Source organism: Clostridioides sp. ZZV15-6383, from assembly GCF_020657735.1.
In the GTDB taxonomy this organism is placed as follows: Bacteria; Bacillota; Clostridia; order Peptostreptococcales; family Peptostreptococcaceae; genus Clostridioides; species Clostridioides difficile_D.
Map to the genome: position 1 here is coordinate 16,131 of NZ_JAGWCV010000004.1, position 23,436 is coordinate 39,566.

The 23,436-nt window shown below is 29.2% G+C and carries 18 protein-coding genes; 8 read left to right on the forward strand and 10 right to left on the reverse strand.

The genetic code is table 11. The annotated features are described in order from the left end of the window. The first annotated feature begins 37 nt into the window (after nt 1-37). From KGF42_RS02675 to nifJ, 4 genes are all read left to right on the forward strand, one after another. Nucleotides 38-1,801: a GAF domain-containing SpoIIE family protein phosphatase gene (locus KGF42_RS02675; RefSeq protein ID WP_199856109.1), complete on the forward strand. Its 1,764-nt coding sequence runs from the start codon at nt 38-40 to the stop codon at nt 1,799-1,801. 7 nt (nt 1,802-1,808) lie between these two features. Then, on the forward strand, nt 1,809-2,417 hold the full coding sequence (locus KGF42_RS02680) for a flavodoxin family protein (protein WP_227822266.1): 609 nt from the start codon (nt 1,809-1,811) through the stop codon (nt 2,415-2,417). Between the two features lie 72 nt (nt 2,418-2,489). Continuing rightward, complete coding sequence (gene pduL, locus KGF42_RS02685; RefSeq protein WP_003416023.1) at nt 2,490-3,059, forward strand: phosphate propanoyltransferase; 570 nt, start codon at nt 2,490-2,492, stop codon at nt 3,057-3,059. 518 nt (nt 3,060-3,577) lie between these two features. Beyond that, nucleotides 3,578-7,117, forward strand: a complete 3,540-nt coding sequence (nifJ, locus tag KGF42_RS02690; RefSeq protein ID WP_227822267.1) for a pyruvate:ferredoxin (flavodoxin) oxidoreductase — start codon at nt 3,578-3,580, stop codon at nt 7,115-7,117. A 476-nt stretch (nt 7,118-7,593) separates the two neighbouring features. On the opposite strand, the gene KGF42_RS02695 is transcribed toward nifJ, so the two are convergent. The 6 genes from KGF42_RS02695 to KGF42_RS02720 all read right to left on the reverse strand — a co-directional run bounded on the left by KGF42_RS02695 (nt 7,594) and on the right by KGF42_RS02720 (nt 13,521). Further along, nucleotides 7,594-8,247 carry a CAP domain-containing protein gene (locus KGF42_RS02695; protein ID WP_227825659.1) on the reverse strand — a complete coding sequence of 218 codons (654 nt, stop codon included), beginning with the start codon at nt 8,245-8,247 and terminating at the stop codon, nt 7,594-7,596. Nucleotides 8,248-8,749: 502 nt separating this feature from the next. Then, nucleotides 8,750-10,084 carry a GntP family permease gene (locus tag KGF42_RS02700; RefSeq protein ID WP_227822269.1) on the reverse strand — a complete coding sequence of 445 codons (1,335 nt, stop codon included), beginning with the start codon at nt 10,082-10,084 and terminating at the stop codon, nt 8,750-8,752. 61 nt (nt 10,085-10,145) lie between these two features. Continuing rightward, the gene (locus tag KGF42_RS02705) at nt 10,146-10,922 is read right to left on the reverse strand and encodes a 3-hydroxybutyrate dehydrogenase (protein ID WP_227822270.1); all 777 of its coding nucleotides are present in this window, start codon (nt 10,920-10,922) and stop codon (nt 10,146-10,148) included. Between the two features lie 90 nt (nt 10,923-11,012). Continuing rightward, the gene (locus tag KGF42_RS02710) at nt 11,013-11,678 is read right to left on the reverse strand and encodes a 3-oxoacid CoA-transferase subunit B (RefSeq protein WP_054274650.1); all 666 of its coding nucleotides are present in this window, start codon (nt 11,676-11,678) and stop codon (nt 11,013-11,015) included. Continuing rightward, the gene (locus KGF42_RS02715; RefSeq protein WP_227822272.1) at nt 11,678-12,334 is read right to left on the reverse strand and encodes a CoA transferase subunit A; all 657 of its coding nucleotides are present in this window, start codon (nt 12,332-12,334) and stop codon (nt 11,678-11,680) included. Before KGF42_RS02715 ends, KGF42_RS02710 begins: the two co-directional genes overlap by 1 nt. An 8-nt stretch (nt 12,335-12,342) precedes the next feature. Beyond that, nucleotides 12,343-13,521, reverse strand: coding sequence for an acetyl-CoA C-acetyltransferase (locus tag KGF42_RS02720; protein ID WP_227822273.1), 1,179 nt, complete (start codon nt 13,519-13,521; stop codon nt 12,343-12,345). A gap of 352 nt (nt 13,522-13,873) precedes the next feature. On the opposite strand from KGF42_RS02720, the gene KGF42_RS02725 reads away from it, so the two are divergent. Further along, nucleotides 13,874-14,776 carry a LysR family transcriptional regulator gene (locus tag KGF42_RS02725; RefSeq protein WP_227822274.1) on the forward strand — a complete coding sequence of 301 codons (903 nt, stop codon included), beginning with the start codon at nt 13,874-13,876 and terminating at the stop codon, nt 14,774-14,776. A gap of 215 nt (nt 14,777-14,991) precedes the next feature. On the opposite strand, the gene KGF42_RS02730 is transcribed toward KGF42_RS02725, so the two are convergent. From KGF42_RS02730 to KGF42_RS02740, 3 genes are all read right to left on the reverse strand, one after another. Continuing rightward, the gene (locus tag KGF42_RS02730) at nt 14,992-15,804 is read right to left on the reverse strand and encodes an ABC transporter permease (protein WP_054274646.1); all 813 of its coding nucleotides are present in this window, start codon (nt 15,802-15,804) and stop codon (nt 14,992-14,994) included. Nucleotides 15,805-15,806: 2 nt separating this feature from the next. After that, nucleotides 15,807-16,766: an ABC transporter permease gene (locus KGF42_RS02735; RefSeq protein ID WP_227822275.1), complete on the reverse strand. Its 960-nt coding sequence runs from the start codon at nt 16,764-16,766 to the stop codon at nt 15,807-15,809. 105 nt (nt 16,767-16,871) lie between these two features. Then, complete coding sequence (locus KGF42_RS02740) at nt 16,872-18,431, reverse strand: ABC transporter substrate-binding protein (protein WP_227822276.1); 1,560 nt, start codon at nt 18,429-18,431, stop codon at nt 16,872-16,874. 218 nt (nt 18,432-18,649) lie between these two features. On the opposite strand from KGF42_RS02740, the gene KGF42_RS02745 reads away from it, so the two are divergent. Both KGF42_RS02745 and KGF42_RS02750 read left to right on the forward strand, forming a co-directional pair. Continuing rightward, nucleotides 18,650-19,627 carry an ABC transporter ATP-binding protein gene (locus KGF42_RS02745; protein ID WP_227822277.1) on the forward strand — a complete coding sequence of 326 codons (978 nt, stop codon included), beginning with the start codon at nt 18,650-18,652 and terminating at the stop codon, nt 19,625-19,627. Further along, the gene (locus tag KGF42_RS02750) at nt 19,628-20,599 is read left to right on the forward strand and encodes a dipeptide ABC transporter ATP-binding protein (protein WP_107595500.1); all 972 of its coding nucleotides are present in this window, start codon (nt 19,628-19,630) and stop codon (nt 20,597-20,599) included. A 152-nt stretch (nt 20,600-20,751) separates the two neighbouring features. Here the strand turns inward: KGF42_RS02750 and KGF42_RS02755 are convergent, their stop codons facing one another. Continuing rightward, entirely contained in the window at nt 20,752-21,621 is an 870-nt protein-coding gene (locus KGF42_RS02755; protein ID WP_227825660.1) for an AraC family transcriptional regulator, read from the reverse strand. 163 nt (nt 21,622-21,784) lie between these two features. Between KGF42_RS02755 and KGF42_RS02760 the strand changes: the two genes are divergently transcribed. Continuing rightward, on the forward strand, nt 21,785-23,239 hold the full coding sequence (locus KGF42_RS02760) for a UDP-N-acetylmuramoyl-L-alanyl-D-glutamate--2,6-diaminopimelate ligase (RefSeq protein ID WP_227822279.1): 1,455 nt from the start codon (nt 21,785-21,787) through the stop codon (nt 23,237-23,239). Nucleotides 23,240-23,436 lie beyond the last annotated feature (197 nt).

The window sequence follows — 23,436 nt, forward strand, 5'->3', positions numbered from 1 at the left end:
TAATAAATAGTTTAATATATAGGGGGAGAAATTGAGTATGACTAATGGCAGTTATAAAATGAAGAATTTAGTGGAGATATCCGCTATGGTGACTGAATCTACAGATTTTTTTAATATAAAAGATGATATAATAGAAAAAATGTTAGAGGTTGTTCACCCCACAAAGGCATGTGTGAATCTATTTTATAAAAATGATTCTAAATATGCCTACTTAGTATGTTCACAAACCTTAGAATATGTACCTCAAATTTTTCCAATCAATAGTCTTAAAGGTGCAAAAATTGATTTTGACACATATCCAGAATATATACATGAAGCTGTAAATGAAAAAAAGATAATATATGTAAAAAATGTATTTGAAGATTCTAGAGCAGAAGGTGAACGAGATTTAGCAAAATCTGAAGGTTATATTGGGAGAATAGTTTTTCCTTTTATAATAAATAATGTAGTTGTTGGATTTATGACTTGCTTTTTAAAAGAGGAGGATTATTTAACAGAACAAGATATAGATTTTATATCATCTGTTGCATCACTCCTAAGTTTATCAATAGAAATAACTAATAAAAATAATAATGTACAAATTTTAATTGATAAGTTAAGAGGTTCAATAAGTGCCATAAATGAAGCTACTAAAAAATTATACCTTAATAAGAGTATTGATGGCTTTTTAGAAAATTTAAGTAAACAAGCATGCAATATTACTAATAGTAAAGAAGCTTTAATAATTATAAATGGTCATCATAATAAGGATACTATAGTTAGTTGTTATAATGTTGAGCAAAAAAAGAAAACAAATTTATATCCTATGATTGATACATTTTTAAAGAAGGAATCATTAGGAGGATATCTAAATAACTTAAAACCATGTTCAAAAAAGGGAATAAACTTGGAAAGTTATATATATTACAAACTTCAGGATAAAAATGAAACTATAGGATGTATAGTTTGTGCAAACAGCAAAAACTATACCAGTGATGATTTAAATATTCTTAGTATATTGTCCAAGCAAGTTTCTGTTGGGATGCAGTTATATGAACACAATGAAAAAGAAGTAAAACACAAAGTTCTTGAAAATGAGTTAAACATATTAAATAAACAACAACAGCTTATTATGGATAAGGGTAAAATGGATTGTAATGATGAGAAAGAACTTTATTTTTATCATAAACCAGCAAGGGTAGTAGGTGGAGATTTTTATTATGCTACAAAAGTAGATGATGAACATATAGTTTATATTGTTGCTGATGTAATGGGACATGGAATGGTATCAAATTATGTTGTTGCAATGATAAAAGGTGCTTTTAAAGTATTATGCAATCAATATAGTACACCAAGAGAAATAATGACAAATTTAAATAGTATGTTGTATGATGAATTTGATAAAATGGGAGTATTTACAACGTGCTTGATAGGTATTATAGACACTAAAGAAAATATGATTACAGTATCTAATGCAGGTCACTATAGTCCAGTAGTTGTAAAGAAGGATGGGACGATAGAAAGTAATTTGAACTGCAAAAAAGGTATACCTATTGGAATAATGGAAGATGCTACTTATGAAAATAATACTCTTTCAATGGAAGATTATGCAATGGTATGTATGTATACTGATGGAATTTTAGAGATAAAGAACAAATCAAAAGAAGAATATGGTATAAACAGATTAGAAAACTTTTTAAAAGAAAACTTTAGATTAAATCAGCAGTTAATAGTAGAAAATCTAAAGTTAGATTTAAAGAACTTTTCATCAAAAGATAATTATGATGATGATATTTTAATAGTTATGTTAAAGGATAGGTAGATTTATTATGGATTCAAATGATAAAAAAGAACTTAAAAGTCCAGAGATTATGATAATAAATGGAAGTCCAAGAAGTAATAAAAATTGCAGTTTTATAGCAACTGAAATAAAAGCTATGCTAGAAGAGCGTGGATTAAGTTGTAAAATATTTAATATATACGATATGGATATTGAATATTGCACTGCATGTGGGTTTTGTGAAAAAACAGGGTATTGTAAGTTTAATGATGATATGAAACCATTATATAAAATGTTTGATGGGTCAAAAGGGACTATAGTAATAAGCCCTGTGCATTTTGATTCAATATCAGCTAAATTAAAGACTGTTGTTGATAGAACACAAGCTATATATGCAAGTAAATATGTATTAAATAAGCCTTCAATTGATAGAAATAAGAAACGTATAGGTATGTATATTGCAGTAGGAGGTAGTAAATCCTATGATTCACAGTTTAAAGGAGGTCAGATTGTTATGGACTTTTTCTTTAAGAGTATAAATACTAAACTTTTACACAATATATATTTAAATAATACAGATAATATACCTTATATGGATAATCAAGAATTTAAAGATATAATATATAAAAATTTAAAAATATATATTGATTCAATATAATTTGATTTTGTAGGTAATATTATGTATAATTGTATTGCAATAATTTAAAATAATTAGAAGGAGGGAATTTCAATGAAATTACCAATAGCATTATCTAATAAACATGTTCATTTAAGTCAAGCTGATATAGACGTATTATTTGGGGCAGGTCATGAGTTAACTAAATTTAAACCATTGTCTCAACCAGGACAATATGCCTGTGAAGAAAAAGTGGATTTAGTAGGACCAAAAGGAACTTTAAAAGGAGTTAGAGTATTAGGACCAGCTAGAGCTCATACTCAAGTTGAAATATCTTTAGCAGATGGTTTCCCATTAGGAGTAAAAGCACCAATAAAAGAATCTGGTGATATAGCTGGGACTCCAGGTGTTAAATTAGTAGGGCCTGCTGGAGAAGTTGAAATGAAAGAAGGAGTTATAGTTGCTTCTAGACATATACATATGAGCAATGAAGATGCTGCTAAATTTGGTGTAACTGATAAGCAAATAGTAAAAGTTAAAACATCTGGACCAAGAGCATTAGTATTTGAAAATGTATTAGTAAGAGCTAGTGATAGCTTTAATCTAGAAATGCATGTTGACATGGAAGAAGGAAATGCAGCAGGTGTTAAAAATGGAGATTTAGTAGAATTAATAGTTGATTAATATTATAAATGAAATTTATGCTAGTGGATATTCTATTTGCTAGCATATTTTTTAAATGTAATAAATTTCTATATGATAAATTTAATCTATTAGATTAATTTATAAAATAAAGGGGTATTATGAAAAATATAATAAAAACTTACAAAAATATGATGTAATATGGTAAAATTATATATATATAAATTTACATATAATAAAGATAACTATTCTATTTTTTATATCAATATATACAAATAGATAAAAAAGTTTGAAAAATCTAACTTAATTTATTATATATTGTATACAAAATTATGAAAAAAACTTAACATATTTAATTTTAAAAAAAATCTACTTAAATATGTAATTAATTTACAATTTTCAAAGGAATTTTATCTAATCTGTAGTATTATATTAGAAGATAGAGTATTTGCGCGACTATATGTGTGTTTATATTTTTGTTGTGTAAATTATATGTAAATATAAAAAAATAGACTTGTTATAAACAAGTACAATTGTAGCTATCAAGGAGGATACATATTATGGCTAAGTTTATGAAAACACTTGATGGAAATACAGCTGCAGCTCACGTTGCTTATGCGTTTACAGATGTAGCAGCTATATATCCAATCACACCATCTTCAACTATGGCTGAAGTAGTTGATGAGTGGGCATCACAAGGAAGAAAAAATATATTTGGACAAACAGTTAATGTTGTTGAAATGCAATCAGAAGCAGGAGCATCAGGAGCATTCCATGGTTCTTTACAAGGAGGAGCTTTAACTTCTACTTTTACAGCATCTCAAGGTTTATTATTAATGATACCTAACATGTATAAAGTTGCAGGAGAGTTATTACCAGGAGTATTCCATGTAAGTGCTCGTGCTTTAGCATCTCAAGCTTTATCAATATTTGGTGACCATCAAGACGTTATGGCTGCTAGACAAACTGGATGTGTATTATTAGCTTCTGGTTCAGTTCAAGAAGTAGCTGATATAGCACCTGTTGCGCATTTAGCTGCAATAGAAGGTAGATTACCATTTATACATTTCTTTGATGGATTCAGAACTTCACATGAAATACAAAAAGTAGAATTATTAGAAAATGAAGATTATGCAAGTTTATTAAACTTTGAAGCAGTTCAAGCATTTAGAGATAATGCTTTATCTCCAAATCATCCAGTTGCTCGTGGTACTGCTCAAAACCCAGATATATATTTCCAAACTAGAGAAGCTTCTAATAAATACTATCAAAATATAGTAGGTATAGTTGAAAAATATATGGAAAAAATGAGTAATTTAACAGGTAGAAAACATAGTTTATTTGATTACTATGGAGCAGAAGATGCTAAATATGTATTAGTTGCTATGGGTTCTGTAACAGAAACAATAGAAGAAACTATAGATTACTTAAATTCTAAGGGAGAAAAATATGGTTTAGTTAAAGTTCATTTATATAGACCATTCTCAATGAAACATTTCTTAGATGTTATGCCATCTACTGTTGAAAGAATATGTGTACTTGATAGAACTAAAGAACCAGGTTCAACTGGTGAACCATTATACTTAGATGTACGTGATGTATTCTATGGAAAAGAAAATGCTCCTATGATAATAGGTGGAAGATACGGATTAGGTTCAAAAGACACTACTCCTTCAGATATAAAAACTGTTTTTGATAACTTAGTTTCAGAACAACCTAAAAATGGATTTACAGTAAGTATAGTTGATGATGTAACTAACACTTCTTTAACTCCATCTGAACCAATTAAAATAGCTTCTAAAGGAACTATAAGATGTAAGTTCTGGGGATTAGGTTCTGACGGTACTGTTGGAGCTAACAAACAAGCTATCAAGATAATCGGTGACCACACTGAAAAATATGCTCAAGCTTACTTTGATTATGATTCTAAAAAATCTGGTGGTATAACTATGTCTCACTTAAGATTTGGTGATACTCCAATAAGAGCAACTTATTTAATAGATGAAGCTGACTATATTGCCTGTCATAAACAATCATATGTTTATCAATATGATTTATTAAAAGGTCTTAAAAAAGGTGGTACATTTGTACTTAACACTATATGGGACCAAGCAGGACTTGAAGAAAACTTACCAGCTCATATGAAACAATATATAGCTAAAAATGATATAAAATTCTATACAGTTAATGCTGTTAAACTAGGACAAGAAATAGGTCTTGGAAATAGAATAAACATGATAATGCAATCTGCATTCTTTAAATTAGCTGAAATAATACCAGAAGAAGATGCTGTTAAATACTTAAAAGATTCTATAGTTAAAGCTTATGGTAAAAAAGGTGAAAAAATAGTTAATATGAACTATGCTGCTGTTGATGCAGGAATAAATGCTTTAGTTAAAGTTGAAGTTCCAGCTTCTTGGGCAAATGCTGTTGATGCAGATAAAAATGAAGTTAAAGAACCAGAATTTATAAAAAATATACTAAGACCAATGACTGCACAAGAAGGAAACAACTTACCAGTAAGTACATTCAATGGTATAGAAGATGGAACATTCCCTTGTGGTACTGCAGCTTATGAAAAACGTGGTATAGCTGTTGATGTTCCTGAATGGATAATAGATAACTGTATCCAATGTAACCAATGTTCTTTTATATGTCCTCATGCATGTATAAGACCAGTATTAGTTACTGAAGATGAATTAGCTAATGCTCCAGAAGGATTTGAAGCTAAAAAAGCATTAGGTAAAGGATTAGAAGGATTAAAATATAGAATTCAAGTTAGTCCACTTGACTGTACAGGATGTGGAAACTGTGCTGACATATGTCCAGCTAAAGAAAAAGCTTTAGTTATGAAGCCAATAGATACTCAACTTGATACAGAGTTAGATAATTGGGCATTTGCAGTAAATCCTGATGAAGTAGCTCCAAAAGGTGATGTTATGCCAGCAAACACTGTTAAAGGAAGTCAATTTAGACAGCCATTAATGGAATTCTCAGGAGCATGTGCTGGATGTGGAGAAACTGCATATATTAAAGTAGTTACACAATTATATGGAGATAGAATGATGATAGCTAATGCTACTGGATGTTCTTCTATATGGGGAGCTTCTGCACCTTCAATTCCTTATACTTGTAACCATGAAGGTAAAGGTCCATCTTGGGCAAACTCTTTATTTGAAGATAATGCTGAATATGGATTTGGTATGTACACAGCTGTTAAGCAAATAAGAAATAAAATAGTAGATGCTATGACAGAGTTAGTTTCTATGGATATCTGTGAAGACGCTAAAGCAGTGTTTACAGAGTGGTTAGATTCTAGAAATGATGGAGAAGCTTCTAAAGTAGCAAGTGCTAAAGTTGTTGAATTATTAGAAAAACCATCTTGTGATTGCACAGATGCAAAAGCTAAAGAGTTAGTAGAAGCTATAAAGGATAGAAAAGATTATCTAGTTAAGAGATCTCAATGGATACTAGGTGGAGACGGTTGGGCATATGATATCGGTTATGGTGGATTAGACCATGTTCTTGCATCTGGTGAAAATGTAAATGTACTTGTATTTGATACAGAAGTATATTCAAATACAGGAGGTCAAGCTTCTAAAGCTACTCCAGCTGCTGCTATGGCTAAGTTTGCTGCAGCAGGTAAAAAATCTAGAAAGAAAGATTTAGGAATGATGGCTATGACATATGGAAACGTATATGTAGCTCAAGTTGCTATGGGTGCTGATAAAAACCAATTTATCAAAGCCGTTCTAGAAGCTGAAAAACATGATGGACCATCTTTAATAATAGCTTATGCTCCATGTATAAACCATGGATTAAAAGAGGGTATGGGAAGAACTGTAGCTAATGAAGCACAAGCTGTTGCTTGCGGATACTGGCATTTATATAGATTCAATCCAGAAGCAAAAGCTGAAGGTAAAAACCCATTCACTTTAGATTCTAAAGAACCAACTGCAAGCTTCAGAGATTTCATACTTGCACAAGTAAGATACTCTGCTATAGCTAAACAATTCCCAGAAGAAGCTGATGGATTATTTGCTAAAGCTGAAGCTGATGCTAAAGAAAGATATGAAGGATACAAAAAATTAGCTGAATAATATTAAAAGTATTATGATGCTTATATAAAATTGATAAAAAGAGAGTGTCTCAAAGTGAGCTTTTTAGTTCATGAGGCACTCTTTTCGTATTAAATGAAATATATTTTAATCATTTCAACAATGAAAAAGAGACTTATCTCTATTTTGAGACAGCCTCATTCTTTATGAAGATATTAAGGTTTTGTTTTTACCTGTTAAGTATCTTTTTTACTTGACCTAGGTATTTTCACTTGGGATAAAGAAGAAAAAAACGTAAATTAAAAGCATTAATTTTAATTTTAGAAAGAAGTTTAGTAACACCTAAAGGAAGTTTTGATTTTTTTATAAGTGATTTTTAAAGGATATACTATTAAATAATATTTATAGTACGTATACTTGGATTTAATAATTTTGAATATAGATACAAAAGAGTATCTCATTTGTGATTTTTTTATCATTTAGAGATACTCTTTTGATATGTATGGAAAAAGAGTATTTTATCCTACAAAAATTTGTGTCCAATAAATTGAACCACCACTTTTTTGTGCTACTCCAACACCTATTTTACTGAAATTTGGATTCATTATATTTTTTCTGTGACCTTCAGAATTCATCCATGCGTTTACAACTTCTTTTGGAGTCTTTTGAGCCATAGCTATATTTTCACCAGCTGTTTTATAGCTTATCCCAAACTTTTTCAACATATCAAATGGAGAACCATAAGTTGGAGAATTGTGTGAAAAGTAATTGTTATCAATCATATCTTGAGATTTCTTTGTAGCAACATTTGATATAGAAGAATCAAGAGTAAGAGGATTTAATCCAGCTTTAGATCTTTCTATATTTACTAAATCAACAACTTCTTTTTGGTAAGCTGAAAAATTTTCATTTGTAGAGCCTGAATTATTGTTGTCATCAGGTTTATTAGACTCTGGCTTATTGTTATCAGGCTTAAGTTCTGGTTTTACAGAACAATTTGGTTTTGCAGAAAATTTGTACTTAGTATTACTGTATACTAAACTTTTATTACTTATATTTACATTGTTTTCAAGTGATGAAGCACTTGCAGTAACAGCACTGGAAGCTGTTGCTAAGGTTAACACTCCTAAAGCTAATATAGTTTTTAATTTTGTTGGTATATTTTTTCTCATTATCAAACACCTCTCAGTCTAAAAATTCTAAAAATGTTACTAAATTGTAACCTTTAGTGTAGGGGGTACCCGTGAATCTATACTAACATAAGATCAAGCATTTTTTTACTGTAAAGATATGTAAAAAATATATACATGGAATAAATAGGTATATTTCAGGGTATTTGTTAATTTGTATAAAAACCTGTGTAGTATGGAATTAGTTCTTTACAGCAAATAATATTTTTATAGTAATTCTATAATGTGAATTTATAGTTATGATAAATTTTTTTATATAGTTAGTGAAATTTACTCAATAGATACTTTAACATTAGTAACAAATTATAATTATTCAAATCTTTAAGAAATAATAAAGGGCTGTTTCAAAATAGAGATAAGTCTCCTTTTCATTGTTAAAATGATGAAAATATATTTAATTTCATACAAAAAAGAGTGCCTCATAAACTAAAAAGTTCATTTTGAGATACTCCCTTTTATATAATAAATTCTAATTTGTTTTAGGTTAATACATTAGTAACCCTAATGTAATTACAATGATTTCTGCTATTAATGAGCCAACTGCAACTACAATAAAAGTTTCTTTAAATCCAGTTTTATGTGTTAACTTAGATAAGCTTAAGAATGTAAGAAAAACACCACTTTGTGGAACCATAGGTAGTATATTTGAAGCTATTGTAGCAACACGGTGAATTAACTCTGGATTAAGACCAGTACTTAAATAATAATCTGCAAAATTTGGCATTACTATTCCTAATGCACCAGAAGATGAGCCTGTTATTGCTGACATTGTTGAAGTCAAAACAGTAAGACTTATAAGTGGACTACCTGGTATTGACATTATAAGTTTGCTGAATACATTAAAACCTGGTGCAGCCATTATCACTGCCCCAAATGCAACAGCAGAAGATGTTGCAAATATAGGACCTATAGAACCACTAGCACCTATACTCAATGTCTGTATCTTAGATGATAAAAATTTACGGAATAAAAAGGCAGATAAAAGAATTGCAACTATTAAAGCTATGTAAATTACATTTTTTTTCATAAATTCTGAGCCAAAAGTACTTCCAGTTATAGCTATAATTACAAGTGCTAATAGAGGAAAAATACTTGCAAGAAACCCTGGTAATTCTCTATCTAAAGATTCTTCTTCTAATTCTGAAGTATAAGTTGCATAAGTTTCACCTTTTCTAATGCTTTTATTTAAAGCATATTTCATGTATACAAGTCCAAATACGGCACAACCTATACTACCTGCGATACTTGGTATAGTCGCTGCAGTAAGAGAAGTATTTAGATATTGAATAGGGATAACATTTTGAATGGCTGGTGTTCCAGGCATTATAGTCATAGTAATTGTTGCAATACCAAGCCAAAGAGGTATCTGAATAAGGTTCCAAGAAATATCAAGTTTTTTAAATAGAGTTCTTGCAAGTGGAATGACTGCAAACATAACTACAAATAAACTTATACCACCATATGTTAATATAAAACTTACTATAAATATAGCAACTAAAACTATATAAGGATGTTTAGAGCCAAATTTATTTAAAATAAAATCAGCTATGGATACAGTAGCTCCACTTTCTTCCATAAACTTAGCAAGTATTGAACCTAATAAGAATATTGCAAAATAGCTCATTATATAGTTTCCAAGTGCACCCATGTAATTGTTTTTGTCAGCACCTAGCATTGATGTTACAACATCCATTTTATTTAATAGAACAACTATTAAAGTTGCTATTGGAGCAGCTATAGTTATATGAATTTCTTTAACTGAAAAATATATAATAGCTATGATACCAATAATTATACCAATTGGTGCGATAATACTCATAAATATCCCTCCTTATTAGAAGGACCTGAAGAATAATTTCTTCAAGCCCTAAATATAATAACTATTGTGCAGTATATCCTCCATCTAGTAGACAAGCTTGTCCTGTAATACCCTTAGCCTTATCACTTGCTAAGAACATAGCATAGTCTGCAATTTCTTGGACATCTAATAGACGTTTTTGTGGCACAAGTGGGTATAAAACCTCTTCTAAGACATTTTCTAATGGTATATTACGAGTTTTTGCAAGGTCATTAAACTGACCTCTGACAAGTGGAGTATCTACATATCCAGGGCATAAAGCATTAACTGTTATACCAGAATCAGCAGCTTCAAGAGCAGCAACCTTTGTTAGTCCTATAAGCCCATGTTTTGCTGAGTTATAAGCAGCTTTACCAGCAAATCCTATTACACCATTGATTGAAGCCATATTTATTATACGACCAAAGCCTTGTTTTTTCATTATAGGGAATGCTTTTTTAGTAGCTATAAAAGGTGCTGTTAGCATTATTTTTATCATAAATTCAAATTTGTCAGTTGGGAAATTTTCTATCATAGAAACGTGTTGAAGTCCAGCATTATTTATTAATATATCTAATCTACCATACTTTTCAACCGTTTTGTCTATAGCATGGTTAATTTCTTCTTCTTTAGTTACATCACACTTTACATTCATGCAATCATAACCTTCTTTTTGTAACTCTGTTGTAGCTATATCTAAGGCTTCTTGATTTATATCAGAGAACATTACTTTAGCACCAATTTTTAAGAATGATTCAGCTATTTTCTTACCTATTCCACTTGCAGCTCCTGTTACAAATACAACTTTGTCTTTAATCATTTTCATTTACTCCAATTTTATTTTTATATTAATATTTTAAGTAATACAAATTTACATCTAATACATTTTTATTTTCTAGTTTTAATTATTTTAAACAACTGATATGTTTCCATTTAATGAATCTGATAATATTAAAGGTGCTTCAGTAGCAGAAATAACATCATCCAATGAGAAAGCAGGATTTATTTCTTTAAGTAAAATTCCATCTGATGTTACTTCCATAACTCCCATTTCAGTAACTATCAAATCTACAGCATTTGTTGCAGTAAGTGGGAGAGTACAATTGTTTAATATTTTTGCTGAACCTTTTGAAGTATGTTCCATTGCCACAATAACTTTTTTAGCTCCAGTTACTAGGTCCATAGCTCCACCCATACCTGGAACCATCTTACCTGGAATCATATAATTTGCTATATTGCCATATTTATCAACTTGAAGTGCACCAAGGACAGTTATGTCAACATGACCTCCTCTGATTATCCCAAAAGAAGTAGCACTATCAAAGAAACACCCTCCAGGAAGTATAGTAACTGGTTGACCACCAGCATTTACAATAGTTTCATTACTCAAGTTTCCATCCTCAGCTGCTCCCAAACCTAAAAAACCATTTTCAGATTGTAAGATAACGTTTACATCATCTGGAATATAATTTGCTACTTTGGTTGGCAGACCTATGCCAAGGTTTACAACGGCTCCATCTTTTAATTCCTTAGACACTCTGTTTGCAATATATTCTTGCATTTCTAATTTATCCATTATAAATTACCTCCTTCAACGATGTAATTCACAAAAATACCTGGTGTAGTAACTTCATTTGGGTCAATATCACCAATTTCAACTATTTCGTCTGCTTCAACTATTGTAATCTTGGCAGCTGAAGCCATTAAATTATTAAAATTGTTCATAGAACCCTTATAAACTAGGTTACCAGCTTTATCAACCTTTGATGCAAATAGAAGAGCAACATCCGCATGAATTGGTTTTTCAAGAAGGTATTCTTTATCATCAACAACAATCTTTTGCTTTCCTTCTTCAACAAGAGTACCAATACCAGTAGGTGTTAGTATCCCTCCCAAACCATAACCAGCTGCACGGATTTGTTCAGCAAGAGTACCTTGAGGAACTAATTCAACATCTGTTTCATTGTTGTTCATTTGTCTTCCAGTTTCTTTATTTAATCCTATGTGAGAAGCAATTATCTTTTTGAATTGCTTATTTACAACCATCTTTCCAACACCTTTGTCAATAAAGCCAGTATCATTACAAATTAGTGTCAAATCTTTTGTATTTTTACTGCATAAATAATCAATTAAATTTTCTGGTGAACCATTGGCCATGAATCCACCAACCATTATTGTATCTCCATCTTTTACTTGAGATAGAGCTTCATCAATACTAACTATTTTATTCATATTTCCTCCTATCGTGAAACTACCATTGATATTCCTTGACCACCACCAATACAAAGTGTTGCAAGGCCAGTTTCAGCTTTACGTTTTTGCATTTCATAAATTAGGGTAACAAGTACTCTAGCACCACTTGCCCCTATTGGATGTCCTAATGCTATTGCACCACCATTGACATTTAACTTTGATGAATCTATTTGAAGTTCATTTTTAACAACTAGTGCTTGAGCAGCAAATGCTTCATTTGCTTCTATTAAGTCTATATCATTGATATTAAGTCCAGCTTTTTCTAATGCTTTTCTAGTTGCAGGAATTGGACCAGTACCCATTAGTTCAGGCTCAACACCAGCTGATGCATATGATTTTATTTTAGCAAGTGGTATAATTCCTAGTTCGTCTGCTTTTTGTTGGCTCATTAGTATCAACATAGCTGCCCCATCATTAATACCTGATGCATTTCCAGCTGTCACAGTTCCATCTTTTTTGAATGCAGGTTTAAGTTTAGATAAGCCTTCAAATGTCATACCTAATTTAGGATATTCATCTGTATCAATAGTTTCCATTTTTCCACGGCGTATTAAAACATCTACTGGAACGATTTCCTCTTTAAAACGATTAGCTTTTATAGCTTTCTCAGCTTTAGTTTGACTTTCTAGTGCTAGTTTATCTTGCATTTCTCTAGTAAATTCAAATTTAGTGGCAATATTTTCTGCAGTTATTCCCATGTGATATTGATTGAAAGCATCAATAAGACCATCTGTTAGCATACTATCTACCATGGTTATGTCGCCCATTTTACTACCAAAACGAGCAGTTGGAACGATATAAGGAGCTTGGCTCATATTTTCTGTACCACCTGCAATGACTATATCATTTTCACCAGATGTGATTGATTGAGCAGCTAGCTGAACACTTTTAAGCCCTGAGCCACACAGTTTATTTACTGTATAACTTGGGACAGAATTTGGTATACCTGCATTTATAGCAATTTGTCTAGCAACATTCTGTCCAAGTCCTGCTTGAAGTACATTTCCAATTATTACTTCATCTATTTCAGATAAATTAAGTCCTACACGTGATATCGCTTCTTTAACGGTGATAGTCCCAAGTTGGACAGCAGAAGTATTTTTAAATACTCCTCCAAAACTTCCTATAGGAGTTCTTACTGCTGATACGATTACTACATCTCTCATGTCTAATAGTTACCTTTCTTGAATGATAATTAAAAATTTTCTGAATAAAACGATTAGGGAACACTATAATAAATTACTTTTAATACAAGCTTGTTTTTAAGTATTTCAATTATTTTTATTCCTAATGCTTTAGGTTTTCCTGTTTCTAATTATAGATTACTGCGAAAAAAGCGTTTTGTCTAAGTCTAATTTTTTATATAGTGTATAAGAAAAATTTATAGGATAAAAATTTGGAGTATTTTTAAAAAAATATTTTGTTAAAATATTAATGAAATTATGTTGATTTTCCTATAAAATATTATTATAAGAAAAAATATAATCTAAAATATACTTTTGGGGAAGGGGGTTTAAAATGGACATAAAACAGTTGAAATATTTTGTTGAAATAGTGAAATCTGGATTTAATCTATCAATAGCATCTAAGACACTTCATATATCTCAACCAGCACTAAGTCAAATTATAAAAAATTTTGAAGAGAGTGAAGATGTATATTTATTTGAGAGGTATAAAGGCAGGTTAAATGGGTTAACACCAGCAGGAGAAAGATTTTATGCAAATGCAGAGCATATTATAGATGAATACAAAAATATGATGGAAGATTTAAGAGAAGATTCAGTTCAGTTTAAAGGAAAAGTTAGAATAGGAATCCCACCACTTATACTTGGAATAGCTTTTTCAGATGTAGTAGCACAGTTAGTTGCAAATAATCCTGATATAGAATTTGATATAGTAGAGAAGGGAGCGTATGATTTAAGTAGAATGCTTATCTTACAGGAATTAGATTATGCAGTCCTATTACATCCACATAAAATTGATAAAAGTGTGGTGACTGAACATATTCTTCAAGAAGATGAACTTACGGCATTCTTAAATGTGAATCATCCACTTGCTAAAAAAGATAAGATAGATTGGAATGATTTAAATGAGCAGTTACTTGCAATATTTAACCCTACTTTTATGATACATCATAAGCTAATGCAAAAGTTTACTGATGAAAATGTCAAGTTAAAAAGGTATATTATGTCTGGTTCATGGGATTTTTTATTGCTATCAACTACAAATTCTGATTTTATAACCATTTTACCATCACCAGTCCATGATTTTTTTGAAAATAGTAAAATTATAGAAAAACCATTTAATCATCCTATTACATGGAAAGTTGTACTATGCAGGCCTAAAAAAGAACGTTATAGCCATGTGGACCAACATGTATTTAAATTTATTATAGATTTTTTTAGTAAAAAGAATTCTTAAGAATGTTATTAAAATAACAAAGAAAATAAATTTATTTTAATTATAATAAACTATTAGTTTTTATTTACATATTTGATAATAATAATAGATTTTACATAACATGCTAGATTAGTATTAAAAATTATAATATACAAAATGTATTTTTTTAAAAACGAAAAATAAAAACAGTGAGTATCTATAGATATGCACTGTTTTTATTTTCTATATAAGATTTATTAAGTATTACTAGAAAACTTTTTGCTTATTATAGTAAAACTCATAACTGTTAAAAATATAAGTAGACCTGGAAATACAGCTAAATATAACTTGTCAAAAATATGTCTTTGAGCATCTTGAAGCATATTACCCCATGATGCAAGAGGTAATTGTATTCCAAGACCTAAAAAACTAAGAGCAGATTCAGTTAAGATAGCATTAGCAATATTTAATGAGCCAGCAACTACAATAGTCTCTTTTAAGTTTAAAACTATGTGTCTTAATAGTATATTTCTAGTTTTAATACCAGTAGCTTTAGCAGCTAGACAGTACTCATTTTCCTTTATTTTTAAGGTTTCTCCACGTACAATTCTTGAAACTTCCATCCAGCTCAAAAATCCAATAATTAGTATAATAGTTGAAACTTTAGGTGTCAGATAAGTATTTAATACAATTAAAACTAAGAAGCTTGGGATACTCATAAGCATATCTACTAGTCTCATCAAGAACTGGTCTAGTCTACCACCAATGTAGCCACTAATAACACCTACAGCAGTACCAAATACTACAGAAATAAGCATTGATAAAATACCAACACTAAGTGAAATTCTCCCACCATAAAGAGCTCTAGAGAAGTAATCTCTCCCAAGTTCATCTGTACCAAAAATATGTTTCAAACTAGGTTCTTGAAGTTTAGAAGTAGTGTCAATTGCATTAGAGTCTATATTTAATATAAAAGAGGCTATAATTAGTAATACTATTACACTAAGAGTAATACATGCAAAAGCAAAGGATTTGTCTTTTTTTAACTCTTTTAAGATATTTGTAAACACAATTAGAATCCTCCCTTGCTAGATTTAATTTTAGGGTCAATTAATAAGTATAGTATATCAGCAACTAAATTACCTAAAATTAAAAAGAGTGCTGATAACATAGTTATTGCCATAATTACAGTATAATCTCTTGAAAAAATTGAATCAATCATTAATCTGCCCATACCTGGCCAAGAGAAAACGACTTCTGTGACGAATGCACCAGTAACTAATTTTTGTATACTCATACCAAGAATTGTAACCAATGATGTCAATGAATTTTTCAAGACATGTTTAAATAGTATGACTTTTTCTGATAATCCTTTTGCTCTTGCTGTAACAACATACTGTTTTTTTAATTGCTCACTTACACTAGCTTCTACATAATTTGTAAAAATAGCAGTATTATATAATCCAAGAGTTATTACAGGTAAGACTAAATGTTTTACTAAATCTCCAAGACTATCATTTCCAATAGTATGCATACCTCCTGATGGAAAAATGTTAAATTTAACTGAAAAAATTGAAATGAGTATCATACCTATCCAAAAAGAAGGAATAGAAACACCTATATAATTAAACATAGATGATATTTTACTAGTTATTGAATTTTTATTTACAGCTAAAAATATTCCAAGAGGTATAGCTACTAATATTGAAAATGCTAAAGAAGTTCCCATAAGAATAAATGTATTTCCCATTTTTTCCATAATTTGTTCTGTAACAGGCATATGGTTTATATAAGAAACACCTAGATTTCCACTTAAAGTATTTTTTAACCAGCTCAAGTATCTTATGTGTACTGGTTTATCAAGACCCATGTTAACTCTTATATTTTCAATATCTTGCGCAGACATTAAAGGGTTTATATATGCATCTGCTGGGTCACCAGGAGCTAATTCTAAAAGTCCAAATGATAATATAGATATTAAGATTAACATAGGTATTAAAACTTTTACTCTATTCAATATTAATTTTAACATAGATAAATTCTCCTAATTAAAGGAGATGTCTCATTTTAAAATAATAAAACAATATTATTTTTAGACATCTCCTTTTCTAATTAATAATATAAAATTTTACAACAATTATTCTATATATAATTTAGACCAGTCTTCAAATAATATTGCAGGAGATGGCTTAGCATCTTTTATTCCCTTTAGATTTTTTTGAGCTGTCATTAAATTCTGTTCATAATCTATAGTGTAAATAGGTGCATCTTTAGATATATCTTGTTGTATTTGTTTGTATATTTCTTTACGTTTTTCTTTGTCTAATTCAGTAAATCCTTTTTCCCATAAAGCATCTATCTCAGCATTAGAATATTTAGTTTGGTTACAATATTGACCAGTTTCAAACATACCTCTATATGGGTTTGGTTCTAATCCCCAAGCATAACCATTTACATACATATCACATTCAGTGCTATTACTAAATAATATATTAAAGAAAGCTTTACTTTCATAAGGAACTATTTCAGCTTCTATACCAATTTTTTTCAACTCTTGTTGAGCGACTAAAGCATAGTTTTTATGTCCAAATCTACCTGTGTTATAACCTATTTTTAATTTATCAATTTTAACACCACTTTTAGCCAATAAGTCTTTAGCTTTATCTGTATCTTGGTCATATCCTTCAACACCTTCTTCTGTATAGAAGTCTGCTTCTGGAACTAATATAGACTTGGCAGGTACAGAACCTTCTTTTCCATATGCTGATTCTATCATTTCATTTCTATTTAAGGCATATGATAAGGCTTGTCTTACTTCTTTATTAGCCATGTTTGCTATATTTTGGTTAAATACAATATAGTTTAATCTTTCTTCACTATAAGTATAAGTTTGTAAGTTAGAATTTGATTTTGCTTTTTCATATCCTTCAGCAGATGTCTTCATAAGTGAAATTTCACCATTATTTAAAGCTGCTTCTTGAGATGCTTCATTAGGTATTATTTTTAGTGCTATAGAGTCTGCCTTAGGTTCTCCACCAAAATAATCCGTATTTTTTTCAAATACTATGCTTTCACCTTTTTTCCATTCTTTGAATTTGAATGCACCAGAACCAACTGGATTATTGTTTTTTTCTGACTTAGCTATGTTTGATTCTCCTTCAAATACATGTTTAGGTATTGGAGAAATCTTAGAGATACCATACAAGAAGGATTCACTTGCAGTTGGTAAAGTAATTTTAACTGTTAAATCATCAATTTTTTCTACTTTAACTGGCTTTTCACCAACTAATAGGTATTGTCTTGATGGTGAATTTTGTTTTTCATCTAAAACTGTATTAAATGTAAATAAAATATCTTCAGCAGTTATTGGTTTTCCATCATGCCACTTCAAGTCAGGTTTTAATTTTATAGTTAACTCCTTGCTATCTTTAAAATCTACTTTTTCTGCTAAATAATTTACTAAATTACCTTTTTCATAAGTATAAAGAGGAGCATAAACTATATTTGATGCAAGAGAATCTTCTTTAACATTTGCAAAAGCTCCATTTATTATATCAGGGTCACTTGCCATAGGAATTACAACCGTTCCGCCAGATTTACCTCCACTAGACTTGTCTTTATCATTAGAACTACAAGCTGTGAATGTAAGCATTAATGCTGAAACTAAGATTAATGATGCCAATTTTTTAAATTTCATATTCTTATAAAACCTCCATAAAATAATATTTGACGCACATTTTTCATTGTATAATAATAATCATTATTAAATCAATATATATAGAAATTAACTATTATACTATTTTAATTAATAGAAAAAAATAATAAAATGTAAGAAAATGTTGTAATTTAAATTTTTATAAAATACAATCAAAAAGTGTATGTTATTTTAAGCAATTTTGCTGAGAGGAGAAAATAATGAATAAAACACTAATTGAGATTAAAGATTTAAAAGTTTATTTTCATACAGATAAAGGGATTGTAAAGAGTGTAAATGGAGTAAGTTTTAATATAAATGAAGGTGAGACTATTGGAATAGTTGGAGAATCAGGATGTGGTAAATCTGTAACAGCTATGTCTTTGATGAAGTTACTTCCAACATCAAAAATAGAAGGTGGAGAAATAATATTTCAAGGTAAAGACATTTTAAAGATGAATGAAAATGAACTTATGGGAATAAGAGGAAATGAAATATCAATGATTTTTCAAGAGCCAATGACATCTCTAAATCCAGCATTTACAGTTGGAAATCAAATCATTGAAGGTATTATGCTACATCAAGATTTATCAAAAGAAGAAGCTAAAAAAAAAGTAATAGATATGATAAAATTGGTAGAAATACCAAGAGCTGAAGAAATATACAATTCATATCCACATGAGTTATCAGGTGGTATGAGACAGAGAATAATGATAGCTATGGCCTTATCATGTAATCCCAAATTACTTATAGCTGATGAACCAACAACAGCTTTAGATGTTACAATTCAAGCTCAGGTTCTAGATATAATGAAAAATATAAAAGAAAAATTAAACACATCTATAATGATGATTACACATGATTTGGGAGTTATTGCAGAAATGTGTGACAAAGTAATAGTAATGTATGCAGGCAAAATTATAGAAGTAGCAGAGGTTGTTGAATTATTTAAAAATCCAAAACATCCTTATACTATTGGGCTTTTAAAGTCAAAGCCTACTCTTGGAGAAAACAAAGAAAAAAGATTGTATTCAATTCCAGGGCAAGTACCAAATCCAATTGGAATACCAGATTCATGTTACTTTAGTGATAGATGTGAAAAAGTATGTGATAAATGTAGAACTCAGACACCTCCTTTAATAGAATTGAATAATGGTCATAGTATAGCATGTTGGTTATATAAAAAGGAGGAGATATAAGTGAAAAAAGAAGAAAGTTTATTAAAAGTAGAAGGTCTTAAAAAGTATTTTGAGGTTAAATCTGGATTATTTAATAAAGAAGTTAAATGTGTAAAAGCAGTAGATGGAGTTTCTTTTGATTTAAAAAAAGGAGAAACTTTGGCTATAGTTGGAGAATCAGGATGTGGAAAATCAACTGCAGGAAGAACAATTCTTAGATTAATTGAAAAAACTGAAGGTAAGGTTGAATTCAATGGTATAGATATATATAATTTAGAGAAGGAACAACTTAGAAAATTAAGACCAAAAATGCAAATGATATTTCAAGACCCATATAGCTCATTAAATCCAAGATTAAATGTAGAGCAAATAATATCTGAGGCAGTTATAGAACATAATTTAGTACCCAAAAATGAGATAAAAGATAATATATTAAATGTTGTAGAAAATTGTGGTCTTTCTAAGTATCATTTAAATAGAAAACCAGGCGAATTTTCTGGAGGTCAAAGACAGAGAATAGGCATAGCAAGAGCATTAGCATTAAATCCAGAATTTATAGTTTGTGATGAACCTGTTTCTGCACTAGATGTTTCTATTCAATCTCAAATTATAAATTTACTTATGGATTTACAGGATAAATATAAACTTTCATATTTATTTATATCTCATGATTTGAGTGTAGTAAATCATATTGCACATAGAGTTTGTGTTATGTATCTAGGTTCTATAATAGAAATTGCAACGAAAGAAGAACTTTACTTAAATTCTCAACATCCATATACAAAAGCACTTATGAGTGCAGTGCCAGTACAAGACCCTACACTTAAGAAAAATAGAATTATATTAAAAGGAGATATACCATCTCCAACTAATCCACCAAGTGGATGTAAGTTTCATACAAGATGCCCTTATTGCAAAGAAATATGTAAAATAGAAGTTCCAGTTTTAAAAGAAATATCAAGAAGTCATTTTGTTGCTTGCCATCTAGTATAAACAGATTTAGTTAATAAAATATACTTTAAGTGAAAAAAATATATAAATTTATGCTTTAATATATTTTGAAATATTAGTAAATTTGAGGTATTAGCAAGGTAAATATACTAATACCTCAAGTTTTTATCCAAGTAAAATTTAAAATAAATTATTTATTCATCTAAAAGGGCAATGTCTAAAGGACTTTTATTGTTTATATAGTTTTTAGGAGATACACCATAGTATTTTTTAAATGCCCTTACAAAACTAGAATAGTCATTGAATCCACATTTACTACAAACTTCACTCATAAGATGACCATTAATTATTAGTGATTTTGCCAAAATTAATCTTTTTTGAACTATATAATTGTGTATGGATGTTCCAGTATGAGATTTAAATTTTCTCATAAGATAGTACTTACTTATAAAAAATTCAGATGATATACTATCTATTGAAAGATTATTATCTATATTTGAATTTATATAGTTTAATATTTTCTTAATAGTTTCATCATAAAAAGCATCTTCTGTTGATTCTATATTTTCATTTTTTAGGAAAATTTTGTTTAAGAATATCATAAGCTGTATAAATAATGTATTTCTCAATATTTTATTTCCAAATTCATTGTTAGATTCAGTAATATTTATTTGTTCAATAAAAATCTTGATAGATTCAATATCATGTATATTTAAACGCAATCTATTACATTTATTTTCTGTAGCTATTTTAAAACATTTTTCTAAGTCGCTAGTAGTATCACTATTTTTTTTCATAAATTCTGGACTAATCCATATTGCAATTCTTTCATAAAATACATTTGAATCTATAACTGGTTTATGAATTTCATTATTACTAATAAAAAGTATATCCCAAGGCTTTAGTTTATAAGGAATTCCTTCAACAAAATAAGTTACATTTCCAGTTATAAATATAATTATCTTATTAAAATCGTGATTATGGTATTCAAATTTTATATCTTTTTTGTCTCTAATATTAAATATTTTAAAATTATCATTTAAGTACCCGATTTTATTATTCATAGTTTTTATAGAATACCTTTCTTGAGTTATATTATAGAAAATTATAGAGCATTTTTTGCAATATTTCAAGCATTTTTAGCCATTCACATAGTAAAAAATTCTTAATATAATATTATATGTAGTGTAATTTTAGCAGAAAGAGTTTAAAGGGAGGAAAGCATTTATGAAATTAAATGATATTATACAGGGGTTGGATATAATCAATGTCAAAGGCGAATTAAATATAGATATTAATAATGTACAATATGATTCAAGAAAGGTTACAGAAGGTACATTATTTATATGTATAAAAGGGTTTGTATCAGATGGTCACAAGTATATAAATGATGCCATAGAAAAGGGAGCAAGAGCCTTTATTGTTGAAGAAGATGTAGAAATAAAAGGATATACATTTATAAAGGTGAAAGATACAAGGAAAGATATGGCAAAAATAGCTGATAATTTTTACAATCATCCATCTCATAAATTTAATGTTATAGGAGTTACAGGTACTAATGGAAAAACTAGTATAACTACTATATTAAATGAGATATTAACTTTAAATAAAAATAAAGTTGGTCTTATAGGGACTATAAAAATTTTTGATGGAGAAAAAGACATTGTTTCTAATTCAACAACTCCAGAAAGTATAGATTTACAATATCATTTTAATAAGATGTTAGATAATGGATGTGATTACTGTGCAATGGAAGTTTCATCACACTCATTGGCATTAAATAGAGTTGATGAAACAGACTTTAAACTAGGCATATTTACAAACTTAACGCCAGACCATTTAGATTTTCATAAAGATTTAGAGGATTATAGAAAAGCCAAAGAGAAATTGTTTTTTAAGACTACTATGGCAAATATAATAAATATAGATGATGAAGGTGGAAAAAAGATATACAAAAATATAAAAGACATAAGTGTACCTTGTTACACTTATGGTGTTGATACTAAAGCTGATTTTATGGCTAGAGATATAAAATCAGATTCAGATGGAGTATCTTACAGATTAATAACACCTTCATATGAAGAAGTTATATTTATACCAGTTCCAGGAATGTTTACAGTGTATAATACTTTAGCAGTTATAGCTGCTTGTTATGTACTTGGTATACCTAAGCCAGTATATAAAGAAGGTCTTAGGCTTTCTAATGGAGTATCAGGAAGATTTGAAACAGTTCCAAATAATAAAGGTATAAGTGTAATTGTAGACTATGCTCATACTCCTGATGCACTTGAAAATGTATTGAAAACAACTCAACAATTTGCAGAAGGGAAAATTATTTCTGTATTTGGATGTGGTGGAGATAGAGATACTGAAAAAAGACCTTTAATGGGAGCTATTGGACAAAAATATTCTGATTTATGTATTATAACTTCTGATAATCCAAGAACTGAAGAACCAGAAGCAATAATAGAAGATATTCTTGAAGGAATTGATAAGAAAAAAGAAAATTATTATGTTGTTGTTGATAGAAAACAGGCTATAGCAAAAGCTATAAGTATGGCAAAAAAAGATGATGTTGTGATTATAACAGGTAAAGGACATGAAACTTATCAAATTATAGGTAAAGTTAAACATCATTTTGATGATAAAGAAATTGCAAATGAATATTTAAGTAAAATGTAGTATGAAAATTCAATAAAAGGTACCATCTAAGAATGTAATATCAAATTTTATTTTGATATTACATTTTTATTTTCTATATGGAAATTATTGTAAAATTGATAGTACGATAATGTAAATTCTAATATCCATACTAATTAATTTATTATTGTAATAACGTTTATAATTTTGTATAATTACAGTAAATATGGAAAAATAAG

What these genes read in the sequence shown, in the direction of transcription:
- KGF42_RS02675 (WP_199856109.1), top strand. Translation starts at nt 38, where the DNA reads ATGACTAATGGCAGTTATAAAATGAAGAATTTAGTGGAGATATCCGCT.
- KGF42_RS02680 (WP_227822266.1), top strand. Translation starts at nt 1,809, where the DNA reads ATGGATTCAAATGATAAAAAAGAACTTAAAAGTCCAGAGATTATGATA.
- pduL (WP_003416023.1), top strand. Translation starts at nt 2,490, where the DNA reads ATGAAATTACCAATAGCATTATCTAATAAACATGTTCATTTAAGTCAA.
- nifJ (WP_227822267.1), top strand. Translation starts at nt 3,578, where the DNA reads ATGGCTAAGTTTATGAAAACACTTGATGGAAATACAGCTGCAGCTCAC.
- KGF42_RS02695 (WP_227825659.1), bottom strand. Translation starts at nt 8,247, where the DNA reads ATGAGAAAAAATATACCAACAAAATTAAAAACTATATTAGCTTTAGGA.
- KGF42_RS02700 (WP_227822269.1), bottom strand. Translation starts at nt 10,084, where the DNA reads ATGAGTATTATCGCACCAATTGGTATAATTATTGGTATCATAGCTATT.
- KGF42_RS02705 (WP_227822270.1), bottom strand. Translation starts at nt 10,922, where the DNA reads ATGATTAAAGACAAAGTTGTATTTGTAACAGGAGCTGCAAGTGGAATA.
- KGF42_RS02710 (WP_054274650.1), bottom strand. Translation starts at nt 11,678, where the DNA reads ATGGATAAATTAGAAATGCAAGAATATATTGCAAACAGAGTGTCTAAG.
- KGF42_RS02715 (WP_227822272.1), bottom strand. Translation starts at nt 12,334, where the DNA reads ATGAATAAAATAGTTAGTATTGATGAAGCTCTATCTCAAGTAAAAGAT.
- KGF42_RS02720 (WP_227822273.1), bottom strand. Translation starts at nt 13,521, where the DNA reads ATGAGAGATGTAGTAATCGTATCAGCAGTAAGAACTCCTATAGGAAGT.
- KGF42_RS02725 (WP_227822274.1), top strand. Translation starts at nt 13,874, where the DNA reads ATGGACATAAAACAGTTGAAATATTTTGTTGAAATAGTGAAATCTGGA.
- KGF42_RS02735 (WP_227822275.1), bottom strand. Translation starts at nt 16,766, where the DNA reads ATGTTAAAATTAATATTGAATAGAGTAAAAGTTTTAATACCTATGTTA.
- KGF42_RS02740 (WP_227822276.1), bottom strand. Translation starts at nt 18,431, where the DNA reads ATGAAATTTAAAAAATTGGCATCATTAATCTTAGTTTCAGCATTAATG.
- KGF42_RS02745 (WP_227822277.1), top strand. Translation starts at nt 18,650, where the DNA reads ATGAATAAAACACTAATTGAGATTAAAGATTTAAAAGTTTATTTTCAT.
- KGF42_RS02755 (WP_227825660.1), bottom strand. Translation starts at nt 21,621, where the DNA reads ATGAATAATAAAATCGGGTACTTAAATGATAATTTTAAAATATTTAAT.
- KGF42_RS02760 (WP_227822279.1), top strand. Translation starts at nt 21,785, where the DNA reads ATGAAATTAAATGATATTATACAGGGGTTGGATATAATCAATGTCAAA.